The organism is Noviherbaspirillum galbum (assembly GCF_010974945.1).
Lineage (GTDB): Bacteria > Pseudomonadota > Gammaproteobacteria > Burkholderiales > Burkholderiaceae_D > Noviherbaspirillum > Noviherbaspirillum galbum.
This window is the reverse complement of record NZ_JAAIVB010000011.1, coordinates 65,164-84,836: the sequence shown is the minus strand read 5'-3', so window position 1 is coordinate 84,836 and position 19,673 is coordinate 65,164. Positions and strand designations below refer to the sequence as shown.

Genomic DNA, 19,673 nt, shown 5'->3' with positions numbered 1-19,673 from the left:
ATGCTGAATACCGGGATATTAACGTTAACTCGAAGTAACCGTATACCGATTTTTGCAAAGCTGCCATCTTCCGAAGACACTCAATTGGCCCAGTTTTGGTCCTCTTTTAATGTGAAGGCTGTGCCAATTGGGCGAGAAGCGTCCTGCAGACATCAAGTGCCAGTTTTCTGCTCTTGTCTGACAGTGCACCCGTGAATGGACGCCAGCGATCGGTCCATCGCTTGGCCTTCGGCTCTCCGATCCAGTCGGCGGCGGCGATGCGATAGGGCCAGTCTTCGGTATTGCCAGGGGCGAGCCGGTCCAGGAAATCGCGGTATTGCTCTATGTATATAGAGGCAAGTGGTTTTCGGAGCTCCAGTGCCGCGAACAGCACAAGTCGTTCGGCCTCCTTACGGTAGGCGCGATAGGTCGATGGCTTGGCCTTGTACCCATCCAGCCATGCCAATACCGCTTCCCGATCGGCGGCAAAGCGGGCCGGCGGGACAAAGGCTTCAATCGGCGCAATACCGGAAGAGGGCGCGCGCAGCCGATCAAGGTCGCAATGCCGCGACTTCTTATGTTCCTTGTGCCGCTTCAGTGCATGCGGACCAACCGTCGTCTTCAAGCTGGTGGCGATATATGGGCTGGCCAGCCACGTCGCCAGACTGCGAGCGACTTTTTCGCCCACACCCGGCACCAGCTTGAACCACCAATACCCCTGCTCGTTGATGACTGCCACCAGTTTGCCCAACGTGGGAATCTCGGCCGCGATGAGGCGGGAGGCCAGCGACGGCTCCAGCCATCCCGCCACCCCGTCCTTGGGCGACGGATCGGCATGCAGCAAATGCTCGAACTGGGACAGCACCGCGACCTGGCGCCGGCGGATGCGCTCATTGCGCTGCGCGCGGCGATCGGGCGGGGCATCGGCCAGCGCCTCCTGGTAGATCTCCAGCAGCTCGGACTCGGAATACATCTCGTACGGATCGCGCTCCTGCCGGAACTCCTCGAGCGACATCGGTTGCGTTGCTGTGCTGCGCAGCTTGTCCGGGTCGAGCAAAAGCAGTCGCGCATCCTTGAATTCGCGCCCGCCGCGCTCACCAATCACCATGACTTGCTGTCGGATCGATTTCAAATGCGCCTTCAACACGCGCAAGTCCAGATCGCTGTCACCCACGGAAAGATACCGGCGACCGAGGACCGGCAGCGGCAAACCATCGAGGTAGCCGCGCAGGAAGGCCAACTGGCGCTTGCCAAGGCCAATCGCAACGGTGCCGGCGGAGCGCCAGTTCCTACTCATAAGTCGTTGATTCCATTGAGCCTGACAGCAAAGTCGAAAAGGTGTCCAAATGAGGGGTTGGATTTAAGCAATCATAATGCAGTTTGAGATAAGTGTTGGCGGTTGTTGAAAATGCAAAGTGGAAAAAATACCCCGAAGCTTGCGCAACGGGGTAGGGTGGTCGATCACCAATCAAGGCATGCATGCGCGGGCACGCTCGACTGGATCATGGATGTGGCCGTCACCATCGGGATCTCGATGGGTGTCTCGGCAATCGGTACGCGCGCCGGTGATGGCGCATTGGTCTTCACGGCAGGGAAGGGATCATCCACCGCGACGGGGCGCGGCTTTGGTAAATTTGTCTTCTGATACCGGGCAATCATGTCTTGCGCGATGCCGGCCAGTTTCATCAGGCGCGAAGCATCCGCCGATGTCAGCGCTTCCACGGCCGAGCCGGAGTAGGGCGCGGCGATATCCGACGCGTGCAGGTATCCTGAGCCGACGGCAGCCAGGTCGGTGGCAAACCGGATCAGGAAACTTTCTTCCACGGGCGTGATCGGTTGCCGGGCATTTTCAGCCAGCGCATTCCAGCGCTGCATGTACTGCCGGCAGAAACCGGGGAAGGGCGCCAACAGGGACCGCACGTCCTGCTCGGGACATGGCGGCGGGCCAAGGTGGCAATATCCTTCTGTCTGACACTCGTTATAGAGTGCGACCGGCTGCAGGATGCGCTTTCGGCGCGACCGCGCAACCGGCTCCAGATGGAACGGGTCGTCGGAAGAGCCGTTCGACCTGACGCCATCTTCCGGCTCGTCGACGAACTTGAACCAGATCGCCGTCTGCGGCATGGATCCTCCCATCAGGTTCTTACCTTGAAGGCGGAAAGCTTTGCTGGTTCCCCACTTCGGACTCTTGCTGCCCAACAGGTCCTGCTGCATCCACAGCAAGGGGACGTTGGTCCCGGCATAGAAGGTGCCGTCTGCCTTTTCCGGCAACGTGGATAGTCCCTTCCACGGATGCGGCTGGACCAGACGCGTGAGCATCCAGCCGCGCATCTGCGCGACCTTGTCCAGGCAGGTTTCGATATGTTGCTCCATGTGTTTCTCCCAAAACCGCTCAACGTTGATTCGCCGAGCGTGGGGAAATGCGGCATAAAAAATAAAGCACGCCAGGGCTTGTGGCCAAGGCGTGCTTTTGGAGTCAAACAGGTGAGTGCTGCATATTTTACGCGTGATGGGACTGCGGCGGCGTGGATGCACTCGCGGCGAGTTCAACGGCAGAAGCCATCACGTCAAAATAGCGGCTCAACATCTGATCCCGGAGATCTGCAAACGGACCTGTGCCGTTATACCGAGCTGCTGTCAATACGTGGTGACAGCGAGCTCGCATCTCCTCAGTGTCCATCCAATCGTCCCGGCCTAACGTGAAGACCAAGCCGGAAGGCTCTTGGACTGTGACTTGATCGTTCGTCGCCGAAAGGACCAGGTTGGGGGACTTGTTGCGGTGTCCAGGGTCTGGCTTATAAAAACCGACCATTCCCGGAGAAATCGTTTTCGCGCTCATGATTGTCCCCTTTAAAAGGCCGGTACCAATTCCGTGCCCAAAAATGCGGCCGCCTTGGCAAGCTTGCCTTGAGATTTTACGCGCACCAGGTTCGCGTACGGGAAGACCAATACCGGTTTTTTGCCGGTGACATTGCCATACTTGTCGGCGGGCAGAAAGACCATTCCTTCCTTGGCGTCGAACTGCGCAAGCACATAGAAGGGTTCATCGCAGAGATACTGATAAAGCTGGCCAGCCTGGATGCTTTCCATGGCCTGACGCTCGCGCAGGTCGTTCGCACGAAATCCCAGCTCCATCGCCCACTGCTCCAGCTGCTGCGGTGTGAGCGCCACTTGCTTGCCGTCGACCTCGCGGTAGACATTGCAATCGCCGCCAAGCGGGATCACGAATTTCAAAGGCTTCATTTCCTTCTCCAAAACGTTGCCACGCAAAATCGCGTAGTTGCCGATATGTTTGAGCAGAAAAAAGAAAGCCCGCCGCGGCAAGATGCCGGGCGGGCAGGGGAGTCAACGACTCAGGATTGCGGTCCAGTTCAGGCGGGTTCCGGCTCTCGGACAGGGACAAGCACGTCCAGCGGCCGGCAGCAAATCTCGCGCTCAGAACGGATCGCGCCGTCGCGATCGCAATGCCGGAAGTAGATCCCGGTGCTGTTCTGGACTGCTACGACGTGCAGCTGGTACATGCGGTGGAAGAAAACCGTACCGGGAACAATCCGTGCCAACTGCTCCTGGTCGTGTAAACGGTGGCCAGCGATGCGCAGTGAATCGGCCAGCGCAAACACTTCTGCCGACGTCATTGGAACTTGGTTGCCATCGACAAGCTTGCAGGGAAGCGCGATGCCAAGTCCCGCGTTTTCGATGAGGACGGCAGAGCGAATGGGGTTGGCGTGGGAGTCAGGGATTTTCTCGATCATGTCGGTCTCCAATGAGATAGCCATGCGACACTGCATGGTTTCCGAGATGACGGGAGAAAAAAAAGCAAACATCGATCTACGCGGCCTTTTTGGACGCCGTGAAGGCATGTCTATCTATCTCAAAACAAAAAGCGGCGCACACGGCGCCGCCTGCTCCTTGCATCCAAGCGATCTAGCCTTTGAATTTGGCAGCGGCTTCCTTCAGCGCCGGCGACGGCTTGAACTTGGCCACCTTGGTCGCCTTGATTTTGATCTTCGCCTTGGTCTGCGGGTTGATGCCGGTACGCGCGGCGCGTTTGGTCACGGTAAAGGTGCCCAAGCCGGTAATGCTGATGCGGCCATTCTTGCGCACGCCTTCGTTGATCACGTTTACGACGTCTTCGAGGATGAGTTGCGCAGCGTTTTTCGCAAGCGCGTGACGCTTGGCCAGATGCTCGACCAGTTCGGACTTCTTCATGTGTGTCTCCGTATAAGAAGTGAATGACGGGAAAGATGGTGTGCGCCTATTCTAGCGAATTGAAATAAAGAAAAATACCCGCCCGGCCAAAGGCCGAAGCGGGTAGGGTGGTCATTGATCAGTCGTTGTCGGCAGCTTTCTCCTTGATGCGGCGGATCTGCGAGAGCTTACAGTCGTCGAACGCCACGTCATCGCGCTGGCCAAGCAGCACCGGCTGGATCAGCGAGCCGCCTTCCTGCCGATACAGGTAGCGCACTTCCACCAGGTCCCCTTCGACGGGAGTCGACTGGTTCGCCGGCACCGTGACGTTGCCCACGAAAACCCGCTCGCCGCGGTCATCGAGCAGCGCCAGCGCCACGGAGCGGCGCGTGTCCGATACCTCGTCCACGATGCAGGTAGCCGACTCGGTAAACTTGAACTTGAGCTGCGTGCCGCCTGAGTTCGGGCGTCCCGGCGTATAGGGAGCATCGGCCCGCTTGAAGACAAAGCCCTCGATCCGTGTCCGGTCGGCCTTCGCATACTGTTCGGCCTTGTCCTGTGGGCTGAAAAAGCCGTCGACCGGCTTCAGCACCCCGTCATGCTGGGCCAACAGGCGCTGGTAGGCCGTGTACCGTGTGACGACGCTGCCACCCGACTGGTCCACGCCGTTCAGTTCGAGCATGTCGAACACGAACAGGGTATTGCCGACGAGCTCGCAGTCGAGCAGTACTGATGTCACCGGCAAAGCCAGCAATGCTGCCTTGACTGCCTCGGGGATCGGGCAGGTCAGGCCCAGCTTGTTGCCTGCGGTGACCTGGTCGCCGATACGCCGCGCCATCAAACGCTTGCCGTCCTTCTTTTCCTGCATGAACCACGACGGGTCAGCCAGCAGGGTCGGGACGTCGGCCTCGTCCACTGCATTGAGCAGCTGGGGCAGGGTGCCGAAGGACACGCGCTCCACGGCAACCACGGCTGGTGCATCGACGCTGTCGGTGCGCACGTACTGTTTGCCCAGGCGCTCCTTGACCATGGACTCGAACTGCTTGATGGCTTTTTCCAGCGGAACCGGCTTGGCCGGTTTTGAGCCGGGGGTCAGTGTGCCGCCAATCGGGCCATACTGGTACGCGACCTGAAAGCCGCCGTCCACTTCCTTGACCTGCATGTGGTACTGCTTGTTGCTGCTGCCTTCGGTGCACTTGAAGGACGCGGTAGGCAGGACTGCTGCGGTGGTGTTTTCCATGTTGATCTCCGTTGAAGCTGGCGAACCATTTCGCCAAGCGCTCGGAAATGCAGCGTTAAAAATAAGTCCTGCACGTTATTTTTCCGCCCACATGTCAATCGCTCGGCAATGCGTGCCGACGCAAACTACGACAGACAAGGAGAAAAAATGTCTTTTGATCACAGCATGAACGCGGAAATAACGTTTGCGGACAACGTGTCTGTTGAAGCCGCACTGAATGCGCTGACGCCACTTTCGGAATATTTCGGTTGGACCCACGAGGAACTGCTGTCCAATACCCTGTATGGCGACAATACCGTCTCGATGGCGCTAGAAAGCGGGATGGTCCAATCGATCTCGCTCTATACCTGCGGCGATGTCGGCGATTCTTTCCCTGAGCTGGTCCATGACGTTGCCCGCATCCTCAATGCCATCGCAGAGCCGGGATCTATCGAGCTGCGGGACCATTCCACTGGCGATCTGGAAAACGCAATTTCGACCATTTGGTACGGACCTCCCGAAGGCGTCGCCAAAGCGCAATTGGAAGCGGCGTGGAACAATGCCAGGGATCTCCTGCGCAGCGCCGGCGCATCGGTGGAATGTCTGGATGCCATGGCATCAGCCGGAGGGTTTCTGCCCAGTTTAGACGCCATGGACCTGCAAGGTCCTGGCAAGGAGATTACCGAGGGGGATGTGGCGGACTACATGCTTAAACGCATCGAAAGCGGTGATCTCGCCTTGGAGGACATACCGGTTCGCCTTGCACGGTACGGGTTGATGGAATCCCGGGTATTCATCGCGGAGATGAGCGAACGAATGGCGATGCAAGCTTAGAATCAGATTGGACGGTGACGCCCAGACATTGATGAATACCAGCCCGGACCTCATTGAGGTGCCGGGCTTTGGTTTTTCATGAAGGGTGATGAGAATAAAAAAACCACCTCCATGATCGGAGGTGGCTTGTTGCTGTTCAAAGAGCCAAATTCAAGCGCCTCCCAACGCGGAACGAAGGTCCCCAGCAATGGCGATCAGTTCATTCCAGTCTTCGGCCTTGATTTCGCCGGCCGGCTGGCCGCTGCGAAGGGACGCGGCGCGGTCAATCTTTTCGATCAGCCGGCGAGCATGCACGATGACAGGGAAGGGCGCGTCACCCTGGAGTGATTGCGACTTGATTTCCCTGACCTTAAAGAACCGGATGATGGTCGGTTCGCCTTCAAAGTCATCGCAGACGAAGCATTCATCTTTGAGTCTGCCCGCGGCAATGCCGCCTTCGGTCAGGATGGTGGTGAAGATTAGACCTTCGTTTTCCCAGTGAAACAGGACAACTTGGTTTTCCGGATCACCCGTTTCGGTGGCGATGTCCCAGTTCTGGACGTATGGACCTCCGTCGATGGTGACAAGGTCTGCGCTTGCGAGAAGCGCATAGAGCGCCGCGTTCGGGGATGCCGGGAATGAGACTGTGGTGGCATTCATTTTTTTCTCCAGTGGTACCAGCGAAATTGCATGGCGGTTGGAGATGTCCGTGAAAAATTAACGACATGCGGCATGGGAGGCGCCGGGCAACGAGGGAAGGGCGGTATCATTGACAAGAGCAATTGGCCGGGCTGTAGGAGGTAGGCATGGAAAGACACACGAAGATTTTTGTTTTTGGCAGCAACCTGGCGGGCCGCCACGGCAAGGGCGCGGCGCTGTTCGCGCGTCAATACCATGGCGCGATAAACGGCAAGGGCGAAGGCTTCCAGGGGGCGAGCTATGCGATCCCGACGAAGAACCAAAAGTTGGAAAGCTTGCCGCTTGAGCAGATCAAAGAGGCCGCCAATCGGTTCAAAGCGTTTGCCGCGACTCACCCCGAAATGCTGTTTCAGGTGACGCCCATCGGATGCGGTTTGGCCGGTTACGTGCCTGTTGAAATTGCGCCGATGTTCGAAGGTTGCCCAGACAATTGCGAGCTCCCTGACGAGTTCAGGAAGGTTTTGGAACGACAAGCATTTTTTTGAGCATGGATTTCACCCCGATTAAAGAAAGCGCGCTCGCGTATTTGCACACGAGCGAGGACGACGAAGAGTGGCCGGATGTAAGTTCGCGCTACCATGTACTAGGCGGAGCGCCCGAGACAGTGTTGCTGCTGGTGTCATTGCTGGAAAAGCAGGCGTCATCCCCGGACACGCCGACCAGGGAAGAACTGGAAGCGCTCGGACAACTGGTGCGCCACATGGCCGACTACATCAAGCGCAACCAGGGCATCAAGGCGGATCCCGAACGGGATGATCTGCTGGCCAGATCGCGCCAGCTGCTCGGCCTCATCGGCATTTAACATGGGAGAAAGTAATGGCTCAAGGCCGCAAGTGGGTAGTCCTCGCAAACAAGAGCATCGCAACGAAGGTCGCAACGATGTCGGAAGCGGCGCGCGAGCATTTCGAGGAACGCGCCGGAATGCTGGAGTTCGAAGGCGGCATGGCCAGGGCCGCAGCAGAACTGCTCGCGCTGGAACAGACAGAGCAGGTATTCGGAAAGCAGGAAAGCGCGTTTGCTTTTTAAGACACAGTGAGGAGTGCGAGATGATCAAGGCCGATAACAAGAACCGCAGTCGCCGGCTCAAAAAAAAGCTGCATCTCGGACAGTTCCAAGAATTCGGATTCACTGTCGATATCGTGTTTTCCGGGGCCGAAAGCGGCGACGAGGCAGAACGCTTCATTGATGCGTTCCTTGGGGAAGTAATCGAGCCCCGCAAGCTATGTTACGGCGGTTGGCTCGAAGGGTTCGTGGCACATGAGGCAAGAGGATCAGCGACGGAAGATGATCGTGAGGCGGTGGCGGCTTGGCTTTCTAGTCGTTCAGACGTCAGAAGCTTTCATGTTGGGCCGTTGATCGATGCGTGGCACGCCGACTCGTAATATTTCATCAACGATACTCTCTTGAAATCAGCGTGTTACGAGGATATATTCTTTGGGACAGGAGCTTGATATGAAATTTTTTGTGAACGAAAAGGAATCCCCGGCACAGCAAGCGCTGTCGAGGGCCATTGTCCGAGAAACTGCGATAGGCGTGTTCTTGGGCGTTGTTGCCCTGACTACAATCTTCGCCAAGTGATCTACGAACCCCAGTCAAGAGCCGGGGTTTTTCTTGAAACTAATGTTGTCTTTTTATTAACATAATGTTGTTTATGCGAAAGAATTGGGGCAGAGTAAAGTATGTGGATAAGGGGCTGCAATCCTACGCATAATATTGGTACTCAATACCGTTCTGGATGGAGCCAACGATTTGAGCTTGGTTCTCCGGACTTTCGCTAAAACTCACCATTACGGTCGCCGGCGACTGTTTCACTGGCGCACCCTTGTCGACGATGTTCGTCCAGAAATCGGTTTCGAACTGCTGCGGTGCGCGGTGGAGCACATTGTTATAGAGCAGCGTGACAAACTTCGATGTCGTTGGGTTGTCCCCGTAGAGTGTCTTGAACTCGGTCGAGGACATGAAATTCTGCGCCAGTTGTGAAAGTGGCGTTCCCATGTCCATTGCCTTTAGCTGCCAGCCAAGGCCTGCCACGTCAGGTTTGCGGTTGAATGCTGCCTGATAAAGCCGGTAGACCTTTCCTGCATTGTCAGCCGTATCGAGGGCGATGTTCTTGTCAGAAAACTGCAGGCGCTGGATGTTGGCCAGCGTGTCTGTTCCGTCCGTACCCTTGGCGTCCTTGACGTTGAATCCGTTTGCGGTTTTCGTGATGACGTAATCCGCAGCCAACCCGGAAAACCCGGCCATGTTGATGCCCGTTCCTCCGTCCAGCAGGTCGTTGCCCGCACCTCCAATCAGCAGATCGTTCCCGCCATTGCCGCTCAACGTATTGTCCGCAGCATTGCCAGTGATAGTGTCGTTCCCTGCCCCGCCCGCTGCGTCTTCGATGAGGGTGCCGAAATTCACGGTGACCTGTCCGGGAGAAGACATCAGGTCGGATTTCGCGCCGATGTATCCCCAGTAGCCCGGCGTCAGGTACAGCGTGAGCGGTTGCGTGAGTGCCGTGCCATCAATTTTGTCATGCCCGCCGCCATCCCAGATCATGTTGGTGGTGGTTGTCGACAGTTGGTAGATGCTGTCGCTCGTATCCTGATGACTCGGCCCGTAGATGTATTGCAGCGCAGCGATGTCAAATGGCGAGTATTTGAGGTGATAGTTCTCCTTGAAAGAGATATAACTCATCACTGACCATTTCGAACTATCTTCAGCCGACGGTAATGCCGGTCCGGGCTCGTCTCCTCCCGTTGCGGTGTTGTGCAGAAACGTATGCTTGAGGCCAAGCGCATGTCCCAGCTCGTGAATCATCGTGAGCGCGGTATATGTGCCGTCAATCGGGCTTGTCAAATTTGCGGTGGTCGTTGCCAAGGCTACGTCATCGCCATCAAACCCCTCGCTTGGATAGCTCGCGTGCCCATTCGATATGGTTTGGGTGGAGTTTGAAAAGAGGATGGTGTTTAACGCATCCGTCGTCGTTGTCTCGACAAACTTGAGATCGAGGACGGTGCTGATATAGGTCAGTGCCGTGCGAGCGAGTGCTTTTTCCGTTTCGGTGAAGGCGACGAACGTCGTTGCATCAGCCCCTGTTTTATAGCTCGGCGCCGTTGTTGGAAAGGCGAAATAGTAGGTCTTGGAACTGCCAAGAATGGTGGGAATCCTTGGAGCGCCCGCATCAGTGATACTGTCTATCCAATAGGGGAGCTTTTGCACCCCTGGCGCCCAAGTCCAGTTCTGAACCTGTGGACTCGTCTTGTAAAAGTCGACGTAGACCGTACCCTTGTTGTTGCCGCCCTGGTCATATATGTAGTCATAGAGACTGTGGATGAGATAGGTATCGTCACCGGTGCCGCCATAAAGCTTGTTCGACCCGGTGCCGCCATCCATAATGCTGCCGTTGGTTCCTCCGTAAAAGATGTCGTCACCGGGACCTCCAAGCAGAGTGTCGCCGTTAGGTCCTCCGTAAAGCTTGTCATTACCCGGACCGCCGTCGAGTATGTTTCCCGAGCCTGATGTGGCCGTTAGAACGTCGTCACCCTCTCCGCCCAGAAGTGTCGATTGGGTCGCAGTACCGTAGATATGCAAATCGTCATTGCCCGCGCCGCCGTCTAGCAAGTTTCCCGATCCCGTGCTGACATACAACGTATCATTGCCAGCGCCGCCATAGAGCTTATTGCCCGTTCCGCTCGTTGCACTAAGATAATCATCCCCATCACCACCGTACATCGTGGATTGCGTGGCAGTGTTGTAGGAATAAAGCTTGTCATTACCGGCGCCACCGTCAAGGATATTGCCGGTTGCAACAGTCGCGTTGAGCGTGTCGTTACCGTCGCCGCCCAGCAGCGTTGCATCCGTTACCTTGTCGCCCACATAAAGAGTGTCGTTCCCTGCCCCGCCATCAAGCACAATTTTGGAGCCGCTGTAGGCAGACAATTTGTCGTCGCCGTCTTCACCATACGCCTTGCCGCCTTTGGCCTGATAGTAAATGGTAATGACATCATCACCGCTGCCACCGTATATGGTGTCGGTGCCATAAAGGCTATAGAGATTGTCATTACCTTCGAAGCCCTGAATGAGATCGTCCTCGGCGGTGTCGTACAAGGTGTCGGTAAGTGTCGTTCCCTTAACCAGCATGGCAGCTCCCTGAATTTTGATCTTTCTAATAATGTTATTTCGACATAGAAATCGCTTTTGAACTAATGGGATTCAAGAAATGAAAAACCCGTCCAAGCCGATGGCTTGAACGGGTAGACGGTTCAACAATCAGATCAATGCGATCTGCTCAATCGGCATCGCCTGTTCAGAACTCACAATTTCTCCATCTGATCCGTTGGATGAAACCATGCCCGGCACGTGCCAGTCGCACTGGTTCTCGTCCAGGTGCGTGGCGTTATAGACGACGTGCTTGTCTCGATTTGGATCCGCCGCTTCCAACTCACCGATCGACACCGTGTACTGCGCCGGAATCGGCTGTCCTTCCGCCGCATACCCCAGCTTTTGGGCCAGCTCGGTTGCCGTCTGGACGCGGTACTTGTTCACGTCCGGTGGCGAAACCGTCACCGTCACCGTGGTTTCTCTCGGCGCCAGCGGCGCTGCCTGCATCAGTTCCCGGTAGGCCGCGATCATCGCCTTGGCGCTGCCGGTACATGCCATTTCAGCCGGATAGGCGACTTGACGCACGAAGTCGCCAATGGCCGAATACCGCCAGCCAGCCAGCTTCCACGGCCCGCCGTCCACGGATTGCAGCATTTCCGACTCATAGGCCGACACTTGCAGCATGCGGATCGACGGCATCCTAACGCGGCCAATCACCGGCTCGGGCACCAGGCTCTTGTCGACTTCGGCAACGGTGTCCTCACGCTTAACGATGCGCCACGGCGAGAACGGCCCGAAGCGCCCGTACACGGCGATGATGACCTCCGCATCGCTGTGCAGCGACAGCAGCACTTCCCTGCCCGCTTCCAGTTCCTCGACCAAATCATTGCGGCCGGTCGAATGCAGCCTTGCCTTGGCAGCTTCCCATTGCTCGCGGTCGATGGTCCCGCGCCATGAGTCGCTGATCTTCAGGCGCACGGCAACGTCGGGCATGATGACCGGTTGCGCCAGCGCCCTCTTCCATCCCTTGATGTAGGTCTGGGCAGTGATGTCGCCGCGCGGCGTGCGCACCATGCCACCTTCGCAGACGGCCGCGACGTGGAAAACGAAGTGCATGACGTCCTGGTACGAGCCGATGGCGACCGCGCTCCATTTTGGGGTATGGGGGTAGCAGTTGGACTCATACGTCTGCTCGAACAGAACGTAGACGACGGTACCATCCGAACGCTTAAAGCCGGAGGCCAGTTTGCCGCAGGTGATTGTTGCTCCCATGTTTGCATCTCCTAAAGAAGTGGCGATCGCCACGGTTAAAAAACAAAGTGGGAGAGATGCAGCGGTAGAAATAAGAAAAACCGCTACCCCGGAAAGGAGTAGCGGTTGGTGGATCAGGCGGCGAGGCGGTCAACCATTCCCTTCGCTTGCTTTGCAGGCTTGGGGGTAGGCATGATGAATCCGAACCGCTTCCATGTCTCGGGAGAGACTGGCAACGGCGAGGTCCTCCCTGTTTTCAGGTTCATGAACAGCCCATGATGAGTAATGCGTCCATGCCGGAACAGCTCGAATAGCAGCTGGCAGGCCTGCATCGCCATGGCGGTATTGATGAACAGCGACTGCTTCTCCAACGCTTCGGCCAAACTGCAGCTTGGCGCATCGTCAGCGGCGTCCAGCGACGGATCAACCAGTTCGGGGAACAGGTCGCCGGCATGCGGCAGGCGCGGCGTGTCATCCCGGTCCATGCGGCTCGGCACTTCGCCAAGAATAACCTGCCCGTCGGACATGCGGTTTCCGCAATCAAGCCAGTACTTCGCATGGAAGCCGTCCGAAGCCGCGTCGAGAATGGCTCGACGCGCCCGTCTGTTGTCCACGCAGCCGATGACGATGTCTGATCGCAAGGACGTGCGGCTGGCTACGCGCTCTACCCTACTTTCCCAGCCCAGGCCGAACGCGACGTTCAATCGGTTGATCAGCGTGGGAGCCTTGTGCGAGCCGACGTCAACCGGGAAGAACGCCTGCCGGCCGACGTTGGACTGCGACACCACGTCGTCGTCCCAGAGCGTCACGTCAAGACCGCCCGGATGCCCGAGGGATAGCAACGCGAGGTGCAAGCGTGCCAAGCCGTTGATGACTTGGCTTCCTGTGCCGCCGGCGCCGATGACGTCGATTTTGACTTCCCTGCGTAGCAGATCAGAATGGATGAAATGCTCTTTCATAGGTTCTCTCCAATGTTTGGGGCCGCTGGCCGTAAATGCGGTCAGGCAGCGTTACATACAGTCCGTTGGCACACAGGCGAAACTTCGCCTCAATGACGGTATTGACCCGGCCCAGAACGCCGGCAAGCTTGAACTCGCCCCGGTCATCCCGGTTGTCCTGCCCAGAAAAAAATGCGCCGAGCTGTCCGTGCGAGTGCAGGTCCAATAACAAGTGTTGCCCCGCTTGCAGCCGCGGCCGCTGAAACACGACTGACGCGACCGTGGCAGAAGTCGGCACCATCGGCAATAGCGTCTGATCATCTGTCACTTCGTCCCAGACCACCCATGCCGCACATTCGAGCGGGTAGACTTCCTGCGCCATGATGATGAACTCGTCCATCAGGTGAGACTTTACGGGGACTGCCGACAGCGTTTGCTTAAGCGTCCCGTACGGCATCGCCACCTTCTCCTGCCTAACCAGCGGCCAGCACAGGTACAGCCAGGGGCGACGGGCTTCCAGCCAAAGACCATCGGACGCCGCCAGAAAGCGGTGCCCATTGGCTTGCAGCGGGACGAAGGGCTCATGGCGCGGAACCATGACGGTAGGCGTGACGCTTTGCAGCGCAGTATCGATGGGATTCATCACAGCGCACCTCGCGCATGCAAGTCAAGGTAGTCGCCCAGCGTGACCGCTTTCTTGGACGAGCCATTGCGAAACTCCACAAGGACGTCCGGGAAAGTGTCATGCTCGCCGTCCAACATATCCCGCCAGAACGCAAACGGCCCGAATTCATGCTTGAGCAGCTGGTTCTTGCCATGGATGTTTGGATGCGTGAAAGCCGACGCGAAGAATGCCGTCGTCCAAACGTTTGGATCCATGTTCGCCGCGGTCTGCGGCATGACGGTCGAGCCGGTGCAGATTTTGCCCTGCGACCAGACATTGAAGTACGGTGCGACATAGAGCTTGGTCTTCGCGGTAGGCCGCTCATCCGTCTTGAGGGCATGGACAAACCAGCCTTTGCGGGTCACGGCGAACAGCAATGCCGGCTGCGGTGTGATTGCTGCGCGCTTGCCGATCTCCTTCGTGTCGAAGGCGATGCGGCGGTGACCGGACGGAACCCACCAGATGGTGACTTCATCGGAGGCCGCCAGAATGTGCGGATCAAGCAGGCACAGTGGATTGACGATCGTTTCGGCCAGGCTCTTGATGACGTCCCGGACCGCGTCTTCTGTCGCACGCACGCCCTCGGCCAAGATCGGCCCTTTTTCTGTCTCCACGATGGGGTGAGAGGTGACAAATGCGCGCCTGCCGGCGGCGCCGTCGCTATAGATGATGAAAGCCTTCTGTGCCCGAAAGGTAGGTGCGGAGCTGCTGATGGTAATTTCCATGTTTTCCTCCAAAAGATGGGCTTGCGCCCGGTTGTCGTAATGGAGGGATATGCGGAAAAAAAAGAAACGGTCGAAAACGGCTGATGCATTGAATGTGGTCGAGGAATATCGACACTTGGTTATACACCGTATAGACTTGCTTCTTCTTCAAGAAGATGACATTTTCAAGACGGTGAATAGTGAAAATTCCATCCCGTCCGAAGTGCTGATTGAGAGACTGGATTATTCCTTATGCGTACAAACAAAATTGTTTTAATCGGCAACGCTTCTATATTTGCTGCGGCTATTTCGGGATGCAGCACTCCTGGAGCATTGAGGAATACCACCCCCGACATCGTCGCTAACAGCATAAAGTCGGCTAAGACGGTCGCTATATGTATTACAGATCGTTGGGAGAACGGCGCAGGCTACTTGGGAACGACCGTGCCCGTGAGTATGAGGGAAACGGAAAAAGGCTATACAGTCATGTGGCTGAACGGTATGGGTGGTGCTGGAATGCTCGCCGATATCGACAACACAGCGAGTGGCTCACGTACTTTGTATTACCGCGGGGGTGTCATCGGTTCAGGTACATTCGAAGCGTCACTACGCGAGTGCCAATAAACTATAGCGAGATCCTTGATTGTATTGAAGGGGCGTCTGTCCGTCTTGATGTTGATGTCAGTTACGAACGCATACGAAAGGGCTAGTCTTTGAAGACATTTTTTTTACTCACGGCTGGAGTCGTTGGGGTGATCGGGTTTTTGTACCTCCGAAGAGATAAAAAATTCGCGATCGCGTGCGGCGCAGTCGCGCTGGCTTCTTCCTTGATGGCGCTGCTAGGATAATCGGAATTCTAAGAATGCTATTAGCAAGCCACACCCTGCCGGAACATACTATCCCCGTAACGACGCCCAGTAAGACTTTGCAAATATCTGGTCATGCAACACGTTCGGTAACCGGCAAAAATTGGGGGACATCTATGCGGAAATTGACAAGGTTGTTTGCACCGGTATTGATTGGCATTGCGACTATTTCGGGTTGCGCAACGTACAAAACTACCTTGACCAATTCGAAAGGACAGTCCGTCACCTGCGAGGCGAGCGGGAAAAGCGGAATTGTCACAGGCGTATATCTGCGCCAGGGTTTTGAGGCGTGCATTGCCGACGCTAAGGCACATGGGTTCATGCCATCCGATGCTGTTGCGGGTTCGAGTGATCAGTCCGCACCCAAGTGACATAAATAAAGCCGCAGCGCCCGAAGGCGTCTGCGGCTGGGTTGCTAGTCGTCGTTGAGGGCGAGCAGCAATTGGTCAATGGCATGGATCAGTTTGCATCCGTCGAAGACACCCTGCCACCATTTCTTTACGTTTCCAACATCCCGCAAGTCCACCCTGGCGAGGTGCACCAGGTCGGTATAATTGTCGGAACACTGGTTGGCCATGTTCTCGTAGTCATCCGCCGCCCGGCCGATCTGGTCCTCGTCCGAGAACCGGATGATGGCTTGCCGGAAAAACGGCTCCTGCTCGTAGCGATCGACAAAACCGAGGTTACCCGTTCCTGCCTTGAACACGTCTGCCGCGGCCAGTGTTGCGTGAACCACCTGCTTGGCCCATTCCGGCGTGTCGGGGCGTTGAATCGCTTTCAGACATTGCGCTGGCGTGAGCAGCAGCTTGGCCTTGTCTGCCCAGTCGGGCAAGCCTTGCTTGAGCACGTCAGCCGTGATGCGCTCGTCATCATCTTCATTCGGGTCGGTTGTCCCTTCACCGTCCTCATCCAGGTCGATATCGTCTCCGTCTTCCAGGTTGTAAAGGTACGGGATGTCGTGCAGCACATGACTGATGGTGAACACGCCGATACCGCCCCATGCCGCCCATTCGAGCGCAGCGTAGACGGTTTGTCCCAGCCCCGGCTCGATCCCCTCCAGTGCCGCGATCTTCTTGCCCACAAAAACCGTGGGCATGCTCTGCGGCGCCATGAAAAGCCGCACCTGTTCGTCGGCGGTTGGCATCTTGTCCTCGTCGATATGGTCATCGAGCCGGCCATCGACTTCGTAGTAGTCGTCCTGGCTGTCAGAAATGCCGATCAAGAAATTCGACAATTCGGTACTGCCGAGCGTCGAATGCACGCCGCGGCGAAGGACGGATTCCAGCAGCGCGGGGATTGACACATCGGGGTCGAGGTCCGCCTGCTTGATGACGCCGGCGCGGTACAGTTGCCGCACCAGAAGCACGAGCGACGGATGCGTGGGCTGCTGGAACTCCATGGGAATTTCTGCAGCCAGGCGCGGTATGGTCAGAACAGGGGCAGCAGGAATTCCTTGGGCACCTGCATGGCCCGGCCCCTTCGGGATGAGCCGAGCGTACTCAACATCGAGAAACATTTCACGTCTCCTTCTGTGATCGATTGAAGAAGCGGCGCGATGCGCCGCTGGCCCTTGTCAGTCGATGGCAGGGTGGCTTTCGCTTCCAGCCATGCGTCAAGCGGCTTCTCATTCATGTCTAGCCCTTGGCGCCAACCGCACGCGCGAAGGTGTAGACCGCCTTGTCGCCCTTGACTTCGGGCCCCTCGATGGTCGCGTTGACGAGCTCGGGGAACGAAGCGCCATAGACTTCCTTGACTTCTTCCACCGACATGTGCGCGCCGGGGTCTGCCATTTCCGCGCCGTTGTAGGAAAAAACACGGGTCAGGGTTTGGGTTTGGATTGCCATGATGCGTATCTCCTTAAGCGAAAATGTTGTAGTCCGACGTCGCGGCGGAGGTTGCCGGAACTGATGCGGCAGGTGCCAGTGCAGCGGCGGCAAGAGCGGGAGCATCATCGCCCTCTTCCGCGTCGTCGTTGTCGTCTGCAACGGATGCCGCCGCCGGTTGGGAGCCGAAGATGAGCGTGTCGTCTTCGTCCGTCTTGGCCTTGGCAGTCAACGTTTTAGCGGCAACCGACTTGGCTGCCGTCGCCGGCTTGGCCGCGGTGGCTTTCTTGGCGGCTTCCAGTGCTGCGGTGGAAATGGCGACCTGGTCGACCAGCGATTGACGGGCGCCAGTGAATTGGGCCAGCGCAGTGGCGAACTCGGCGTCCAGTTCTTCGGGCGAACCGATCAGCACCAGCGGCTGGGCCAGCCCGACATTGCTGCCGGCCTTGACCTTGGGGGAAACGACCACTTGGATCTGCTCGCCCTTGGCTTCCAGGGTGAGAGTGAGTCCGGTTTGTTTCAGTAAATCTGTGAGTTGCGCAAACATGTAGATCTCCTAGAAAAATGAGCGGAATTGCTCAGGGAAAAGTCGAAGCACAGGGATATGTGCCCGAAAAAAAAAGCCTGCGCCGGAATATCCGGGCAGGCTTGGTTGGTCAAACAGGGAAAATCAGGACGGGTAAATCATGCATTTGGGCACGCAGCCCTCGTACTTGAAACCATCGACTTTCATCAGCGCCTTGATGATCTCGTCCTTCTTGCCGGACATGACCTTGCTGAACTTGTCGCCCAGCGCGGCTTTCAGGCCCACTTCCTCGGCCAGTACCTCGATCTCGCTCTTGGTGAGCAGCTCGAAGAACTTGTCCGACAGCGACCAATGCACGGTCATGTCCACCTCAAGGAATTTGAGAACGGAACACAGGTTCTTCTCCGAGATACCGTCCATTGCTGTGGCAGCCAGGCCCAGGAACATCGTCTTTTTGCCGTTCTCGTCGAGCTTGTCGGCCAGATCGAGCGCGATACCGATGTCGTAGAAAGAGGACGTCACATCCGAACCGGAGAGCTTCCTGAGTCCGTCGGCCATCTTCATTGACGACACATGGTTGATGTTGCTGCACACCGCCAGCGAAATCAGTACCACCAGGTTGCGCTGCGGCTGCTTGACCAGTTCGGCCTTGGCGATCTTCCGCCATTGCTCAACCCTGTATTCCTTCAGGCGCGTGCTTTCCTGAATCTGCACCTTGATCTTGGGCGCTGCCTTGGCGGGAGCCTTGGCACCGGCTTTCGCCGTGGATGCCACCTTGGCCTTGTCGCTGGTTGCCTTTGCGGCTTCAGGCGCATCCGTTGCTGCCGGTTGCGCGGCTGCTTCCTCTGCGGCCTTCTGCTTTTCCGCTTCCTCGACAGCCTTGGCATACTCTGCCGCCTTCTTGCTGTTGCACACCGTATCGAAGCACAGGTCCTTGAACGTCTGACCCAGCTTGTCCGGCGTGGCCGACACGACTGCCCCGAAACTGGCGCAGGCGCGGCAGGCCTTGGCCTGTTCCTCGCCCACGCCCTTCTGTCCATCGACCTTCAGCTTGATGACCGTGTACTGCTGTCCGGGGCGGACGATTTCGACCTTGGGGAACTCGTCGACCAGGGCGTCACGACGCTTGACCAGTTCTTCCTCGGTCTTTTTGTCGTAGCAGGCGCCGTTGGTGCAGGACCCGCGGCCGACCGATTCACCGAACAGCACGGACTGGTTGTCCGAGTTGTGCTGGCAGCCGGCGCAGTCATCCTTGGCGAAAATGGCCGATGCCATGCTACGGGCGATCTTGGCCAGCATTTCCTTGCAGGCTTCGACCGTGATGCCGTTTGCCAGAATGGCATCGAGCGCCTTGTCCTGGATGTCGCGCGGGGCAGCAGCCAGCAGTTCCGCATGACCGAGCTTGATCTTGCGCTCGTTCAAGGCGGTCCGGGACTTCTCCGACAGATTGTTCAGGGCCAGGCGCTTGTCCAGCACCTCGCGCGACCAGCCAAGCAGCCTTGCGGCTTCGTCGCGGTCATTGCGGCAGGTGCCGAGCACGCGTGCGGCGGCTTCGGCTTCTTCCGACGGCGACATGTTGGCCCGCTGGACGTTCTCGATGAGTGCAGCGGCTTCTGCCTCGTCATCAGTCATGTCGCGGATGCTGACCGGGATCTCCGGCAGGCCTGCGGCGGTCGCTGCCCGGAAGCGGCGCTCGCCGGCGACGATTTGGTAGGCGTCGCCCACCGGACGCACCAGGATCGGCTGCAGGATGCCCTTCGCCTTGATGGAGGCGGTCAGTTCCTCCATCTCTTTCGGATCGAAGTAGGTACGGGGGTTCTTACCGGCGTGGATGGCCGACAGGGGAAGCATGGGGGTAGTTTGTGCGACTGCTGCCTGCATGTGGATCTCCTTGGGAAAAGAGGCGAAATTGCCTCG

23 protein-coding genes are annotated in these 19,673 nt (G+C 57.5%); 6 read left to right on the top strand and 17 right to left on the bottom strand.

Annotated features, from left to right (window positions below):
- Window positions 1-106: 106 nt before the first annotated feature.
- The 7 genes from G3574_RS03470 to G3574_RS03440 form a co-directional block, all read right to left on the bottom strand.
- Window positions 107-1,276 (bottom strand): phage integrase family protein, encoded by a 1,170-nt coding sequence (locus tag G3574_RS03470; protein WP_163960628.1) that lies wholly within the window; start codon window positions 1,274-1,276, stop codon window positions 107-109.
- A 164-nt stretch (window positions 1,277-1,440) separates the two neighbouring features.
- On the bottom strand, window positions 1,441-2,352 hold the full coding sequence (locus tag G3574_RS03465; RefSeq protein WP_163960627.1) for an ArdC-like ssDNA-binding domain-containing protein: 912 nt from the start codon (window positions 2,350-2,352) through the stop codon (window positions 1,441-1,443).
- 127 nt (window positions 2,353-2,479) lie between these two features.
- Window positions 2,480-2,818, bottom strand: a complete 339-nt coding sequence (locus G3574_RS03460; RefSeq protein ID WP_163960626.1) for a hypothetical protein — start codon at window positions 2,816-2,818, stop codon at window positions 2,480-2,482.
- 11 nt (window positions 2,819-2,829) lie between these two features.
- On the bottom strand, window positions 2,830-3,222 hold the full coding sequence (locus G3574_RS03455) for a hypothetical protein (protein ID WP_163960625.1): 393 nt from the start codon (window positions 3,220-3,222) through the stop codon (window positions 2,830-2,832).
- A gap of 128 nt (window positions 3,223-3,350) precedes the next feature.
- Complete coding sequence (locus G3574_RS03450) at window positions 3,351-3,731, bottom strand: hypothetical protein (protein ID WP_163960624.1); 381 nt, start codon at window positions 3,729-3,731, stop codon at window positions 3,351-3,353.
- A 172-nt stretch (window positions 3,732-3,903) separates the two neighbouring features.
- Entirely contained in the window at window positions 3,904-4,188 is a 285-nt protein-coding gene (locus G3574_RS03445; protein WP_163960623.1) for an HU family DNA-binding protein, read from the bottom strand.
- A 118-nt stretch (window positions 4,189-4,306) separates the two neighbouring features.
- Window positions 4,307-5,407 (bottom strand): WGR domain-containing protein, encoded by a 1,101-nt coding sequence (locus G3574_RS03440; RefSeq protein WP_163960622.1) that lies wholly within the window; start codon window positions 5,405-5,407, stop codon window positions 4,307-4,309.
- Window positions 5,408-5,554: 147 nt separating this feature from the next.
- Between G3574_RS03440 and G3574_RS28245 the strand changes: the two genes are divergently transcribed.
- On the top strand, window positions 5,555-6,220 hold the full coding sequence (locus G3574_RS28245; protein ID WP_235952966.1) for a hypothetical protein: 666 nt from the start codon (window positions 5,555-5,557) through the stop codon (window positions 6,218-6,220).
- Window positions 6,221-6,370: 150 nt separating this feature from the next.
- On the opposite strand, the gene G3574_RS03430 is transcribed toward G3574_RS28245, so the two are convergent.
- Entirely contained in the window at window positions 6,371-6,859 is a 489-nt protein-coding gene (locus G3574_RS03430) for a hypothetical protein (protein WP_163960621.1), read from the bottom strand.
- Between the two features lie 146 nt (window positions 6,860-7,005).
- Here G3574_RS03430 and G3574_RS03425 point away from each other — a divergent pair, with 146 nt between their 5' ends.
- The 4 genes from G3574_RS03425 to G3574_RS03410 are packed head-to-tail and all read left to right on the top strand — an operon-like array spanning window position 7,006 to window position 8,280.
- Entirely contained in the window at window positions 7,006-7,383 is a 378-nt protein-coding gene (locus G3574_RS03425; RefSeq protein ID WP_163960620.1) for an A1S_2505 family phage non-structural protein, read from the top strand.
- Between the two features lie 2 nt (window positions 7,384-7,385).
- The gene (locus tag G3574_RS03420) at window positions 7,386-7,700 is read left to right on the top strand and encodes a hypothetical protein (protein ID WP_163960619.1); all 315 of its coding nucleotides are present in this window, start codon (window positions 7,386-7,388) and stop codon (window positions 7,698-7,700) included.
- A gap of 14 nt (window positions 7,701-7,714) precedes the next feature.
- Entirely contained in the window at window positions 7,715-7,924 is a 210-nt protein-coding gene (locus tag G3574_RS03415) for a hypothetical protein (RefSeq protein ID WP_163960618.1), read from the top strand.
- Window positions 7,925-7,944: 20 nt separating this feature from the next.
- Window positions 7,945-8,280 carry a YggL 50S ribosome-binding family protein gene (locus G3574_RS03410; protein ID WP_163960617.1) on the top strand — a complete coding sequence of 112 codons (336 nt, stop codon included), beginning with the start codon at window positions 7,945-7,947 and terminating at the stop codon, window positions 8,278-8,280.
- 319 nt (window positions 8,281-8,599) lie between these two features.
- On the opposite strand, the gene G3574_RS03405 is transcribed toward G3574_RS03410, so the two are convergent.
- The 5 genes from G3574_RS03405 to G3574_RS03385 all read right to left on the bottom strand — a co-directional run bounded on the left by G3574_RS03405 (window position 8,600) and on the right by G3574_RS03385 (window position 14,562).
- On the bottom strand, window positions 8,600-11,023 hold the full coding sequence (locus G3574_RS03405) for a M57 family metalloprotease (RefSeq protein WP_163960616.1): 2,424 nt from the start codon (window positions 11,021-11,023) through the stop codon (window positions 8,600-8,602).
- A 129-nt stretch (window positions 11,024-11,152) separates the two neighbouring features.
- A complete protein-coding gene (locus G3574_RS03400) occupies window positions 11,153-12,256 on the bottom strand; it encodes a hypothetical protein (RefSeq protein ID WP_163960615.1) in 1,104 nt (367 codons plus the stop codon).
- Between the two features lie 113 nt (window positions 12,257-12,369).
- Window positions 12,370-13,194 carry a PRTRC system ThiF family protein gene (locus G3574_RS03395; RefSeq protein ID WP_163960614.1) on the bottom strand — a complete coding sequence of 275 codons (825 nt, stop codon included), beginning with the start codon at window positions 13,192-13,194 and terminating at the stop codon, window positions 12,370-12,372.
- Window positions 13,169-13,816: a PRTRC system protein A gene (locus tag G3574_RS03390; protein WP_163960613.1), complete on the bottom strand. Its 648-nt coding sequence runs from the start codon at window positions 13,814-13,816 to the stop codon at window positions 13,169-13,171. The genes G3574_RS03395 and G3574_RS03390 overlap by 26 nt, the downstream gene beginning before the upstream one ends.
- Window positions 13,816-14,562 (bottom strand): PRTRC system protein B, encoded by a 747-nt coding sequence (locus tag G3574_RS03385; RefSeq protein WP_163960612.1) that lies wholly within the window; start codon window positions 14,560-14,562, stop codon window positions 13,816-13,818. The genes G3574_RS03390 and G3574_RS03385 overlap by 1 nt, the downstream gene beginning before the upstream one ends.
- 231 nt (window positions 14,563-14,793) lie before the next feature.
- On the opposite strand from G3574_RS03385, the gene G3574_RS03380 reads away from it, so the two are divergent.
- Complete coding sequence (locus G3574_RS03380; protein ID WP_163960611.1) at window positions 14,794-15,165, top strand: hypothetical protein; 372 nt, start codon at window positions 14,794-14,796, stop codon at window positions 15,163-15,165.
- Window positions 15,166-15,822: 657 nt separating this feature from the next.
- On the opposite strand, the gene G3574_RS03375 is transcribed toward G3574_RS03380, so the two are convergent.
- The 4 genes from G3574_RS03375 to G3574_RS03355 form a co-directional block, all read right to left on the bottom strand.
- Window positions 15,823-16,923, bottom strand: coding sequence for a PRTRC system protein F (locus tag G3574_RS03375; RefSeq protein ID WP_205609650.1), 1,101 nt, complete (start codon window positions 16,921-16,923; stop codon window positions 15,823-15,825).
- 118 nt (window positions 16,924-17,041) lie between these two features.
- Complete coding sequence (locus tag G3574_RS03365) at window positions 17,042-17,251, bottom strand: PRTRC system protein C (protein ID WP_163960608.1); 210 nt, start codon at window positions 17,249-17,251, stop codon at window positions 17,042-17,044.
- A 13-nt stretch (window positions 17,252-17,264) separates the two neighbouring features.
- The gene (locus G3574_RS03360; protein ID WP_163960607.1) at window positions 17,265-17,777 is read right to left on the bottom strand and encodes a PRTRC system protein E; all 513 of its coding nucleotides are present in this window, start codon (window positions 17,775-17,777) and stop codon (window positions 17,265-17,267) included.
- Between the two features lie 123 nt (window positions 17,778-17,900).
- Window positions 17,901-19,637: a PRTRC system ParB family protein gene (locus tag G3574_RS03355; protein ID WP_163960606.1), complete on the bottom strand. Its 1,737-nt coding sequence runs from the start codon at window positions 19,635-19,637 to the stop codon at window positions 17,901-17,903.
- Between the last annotated feature and the right edge of the window lie 36 nt (window positions 19,638-19,673).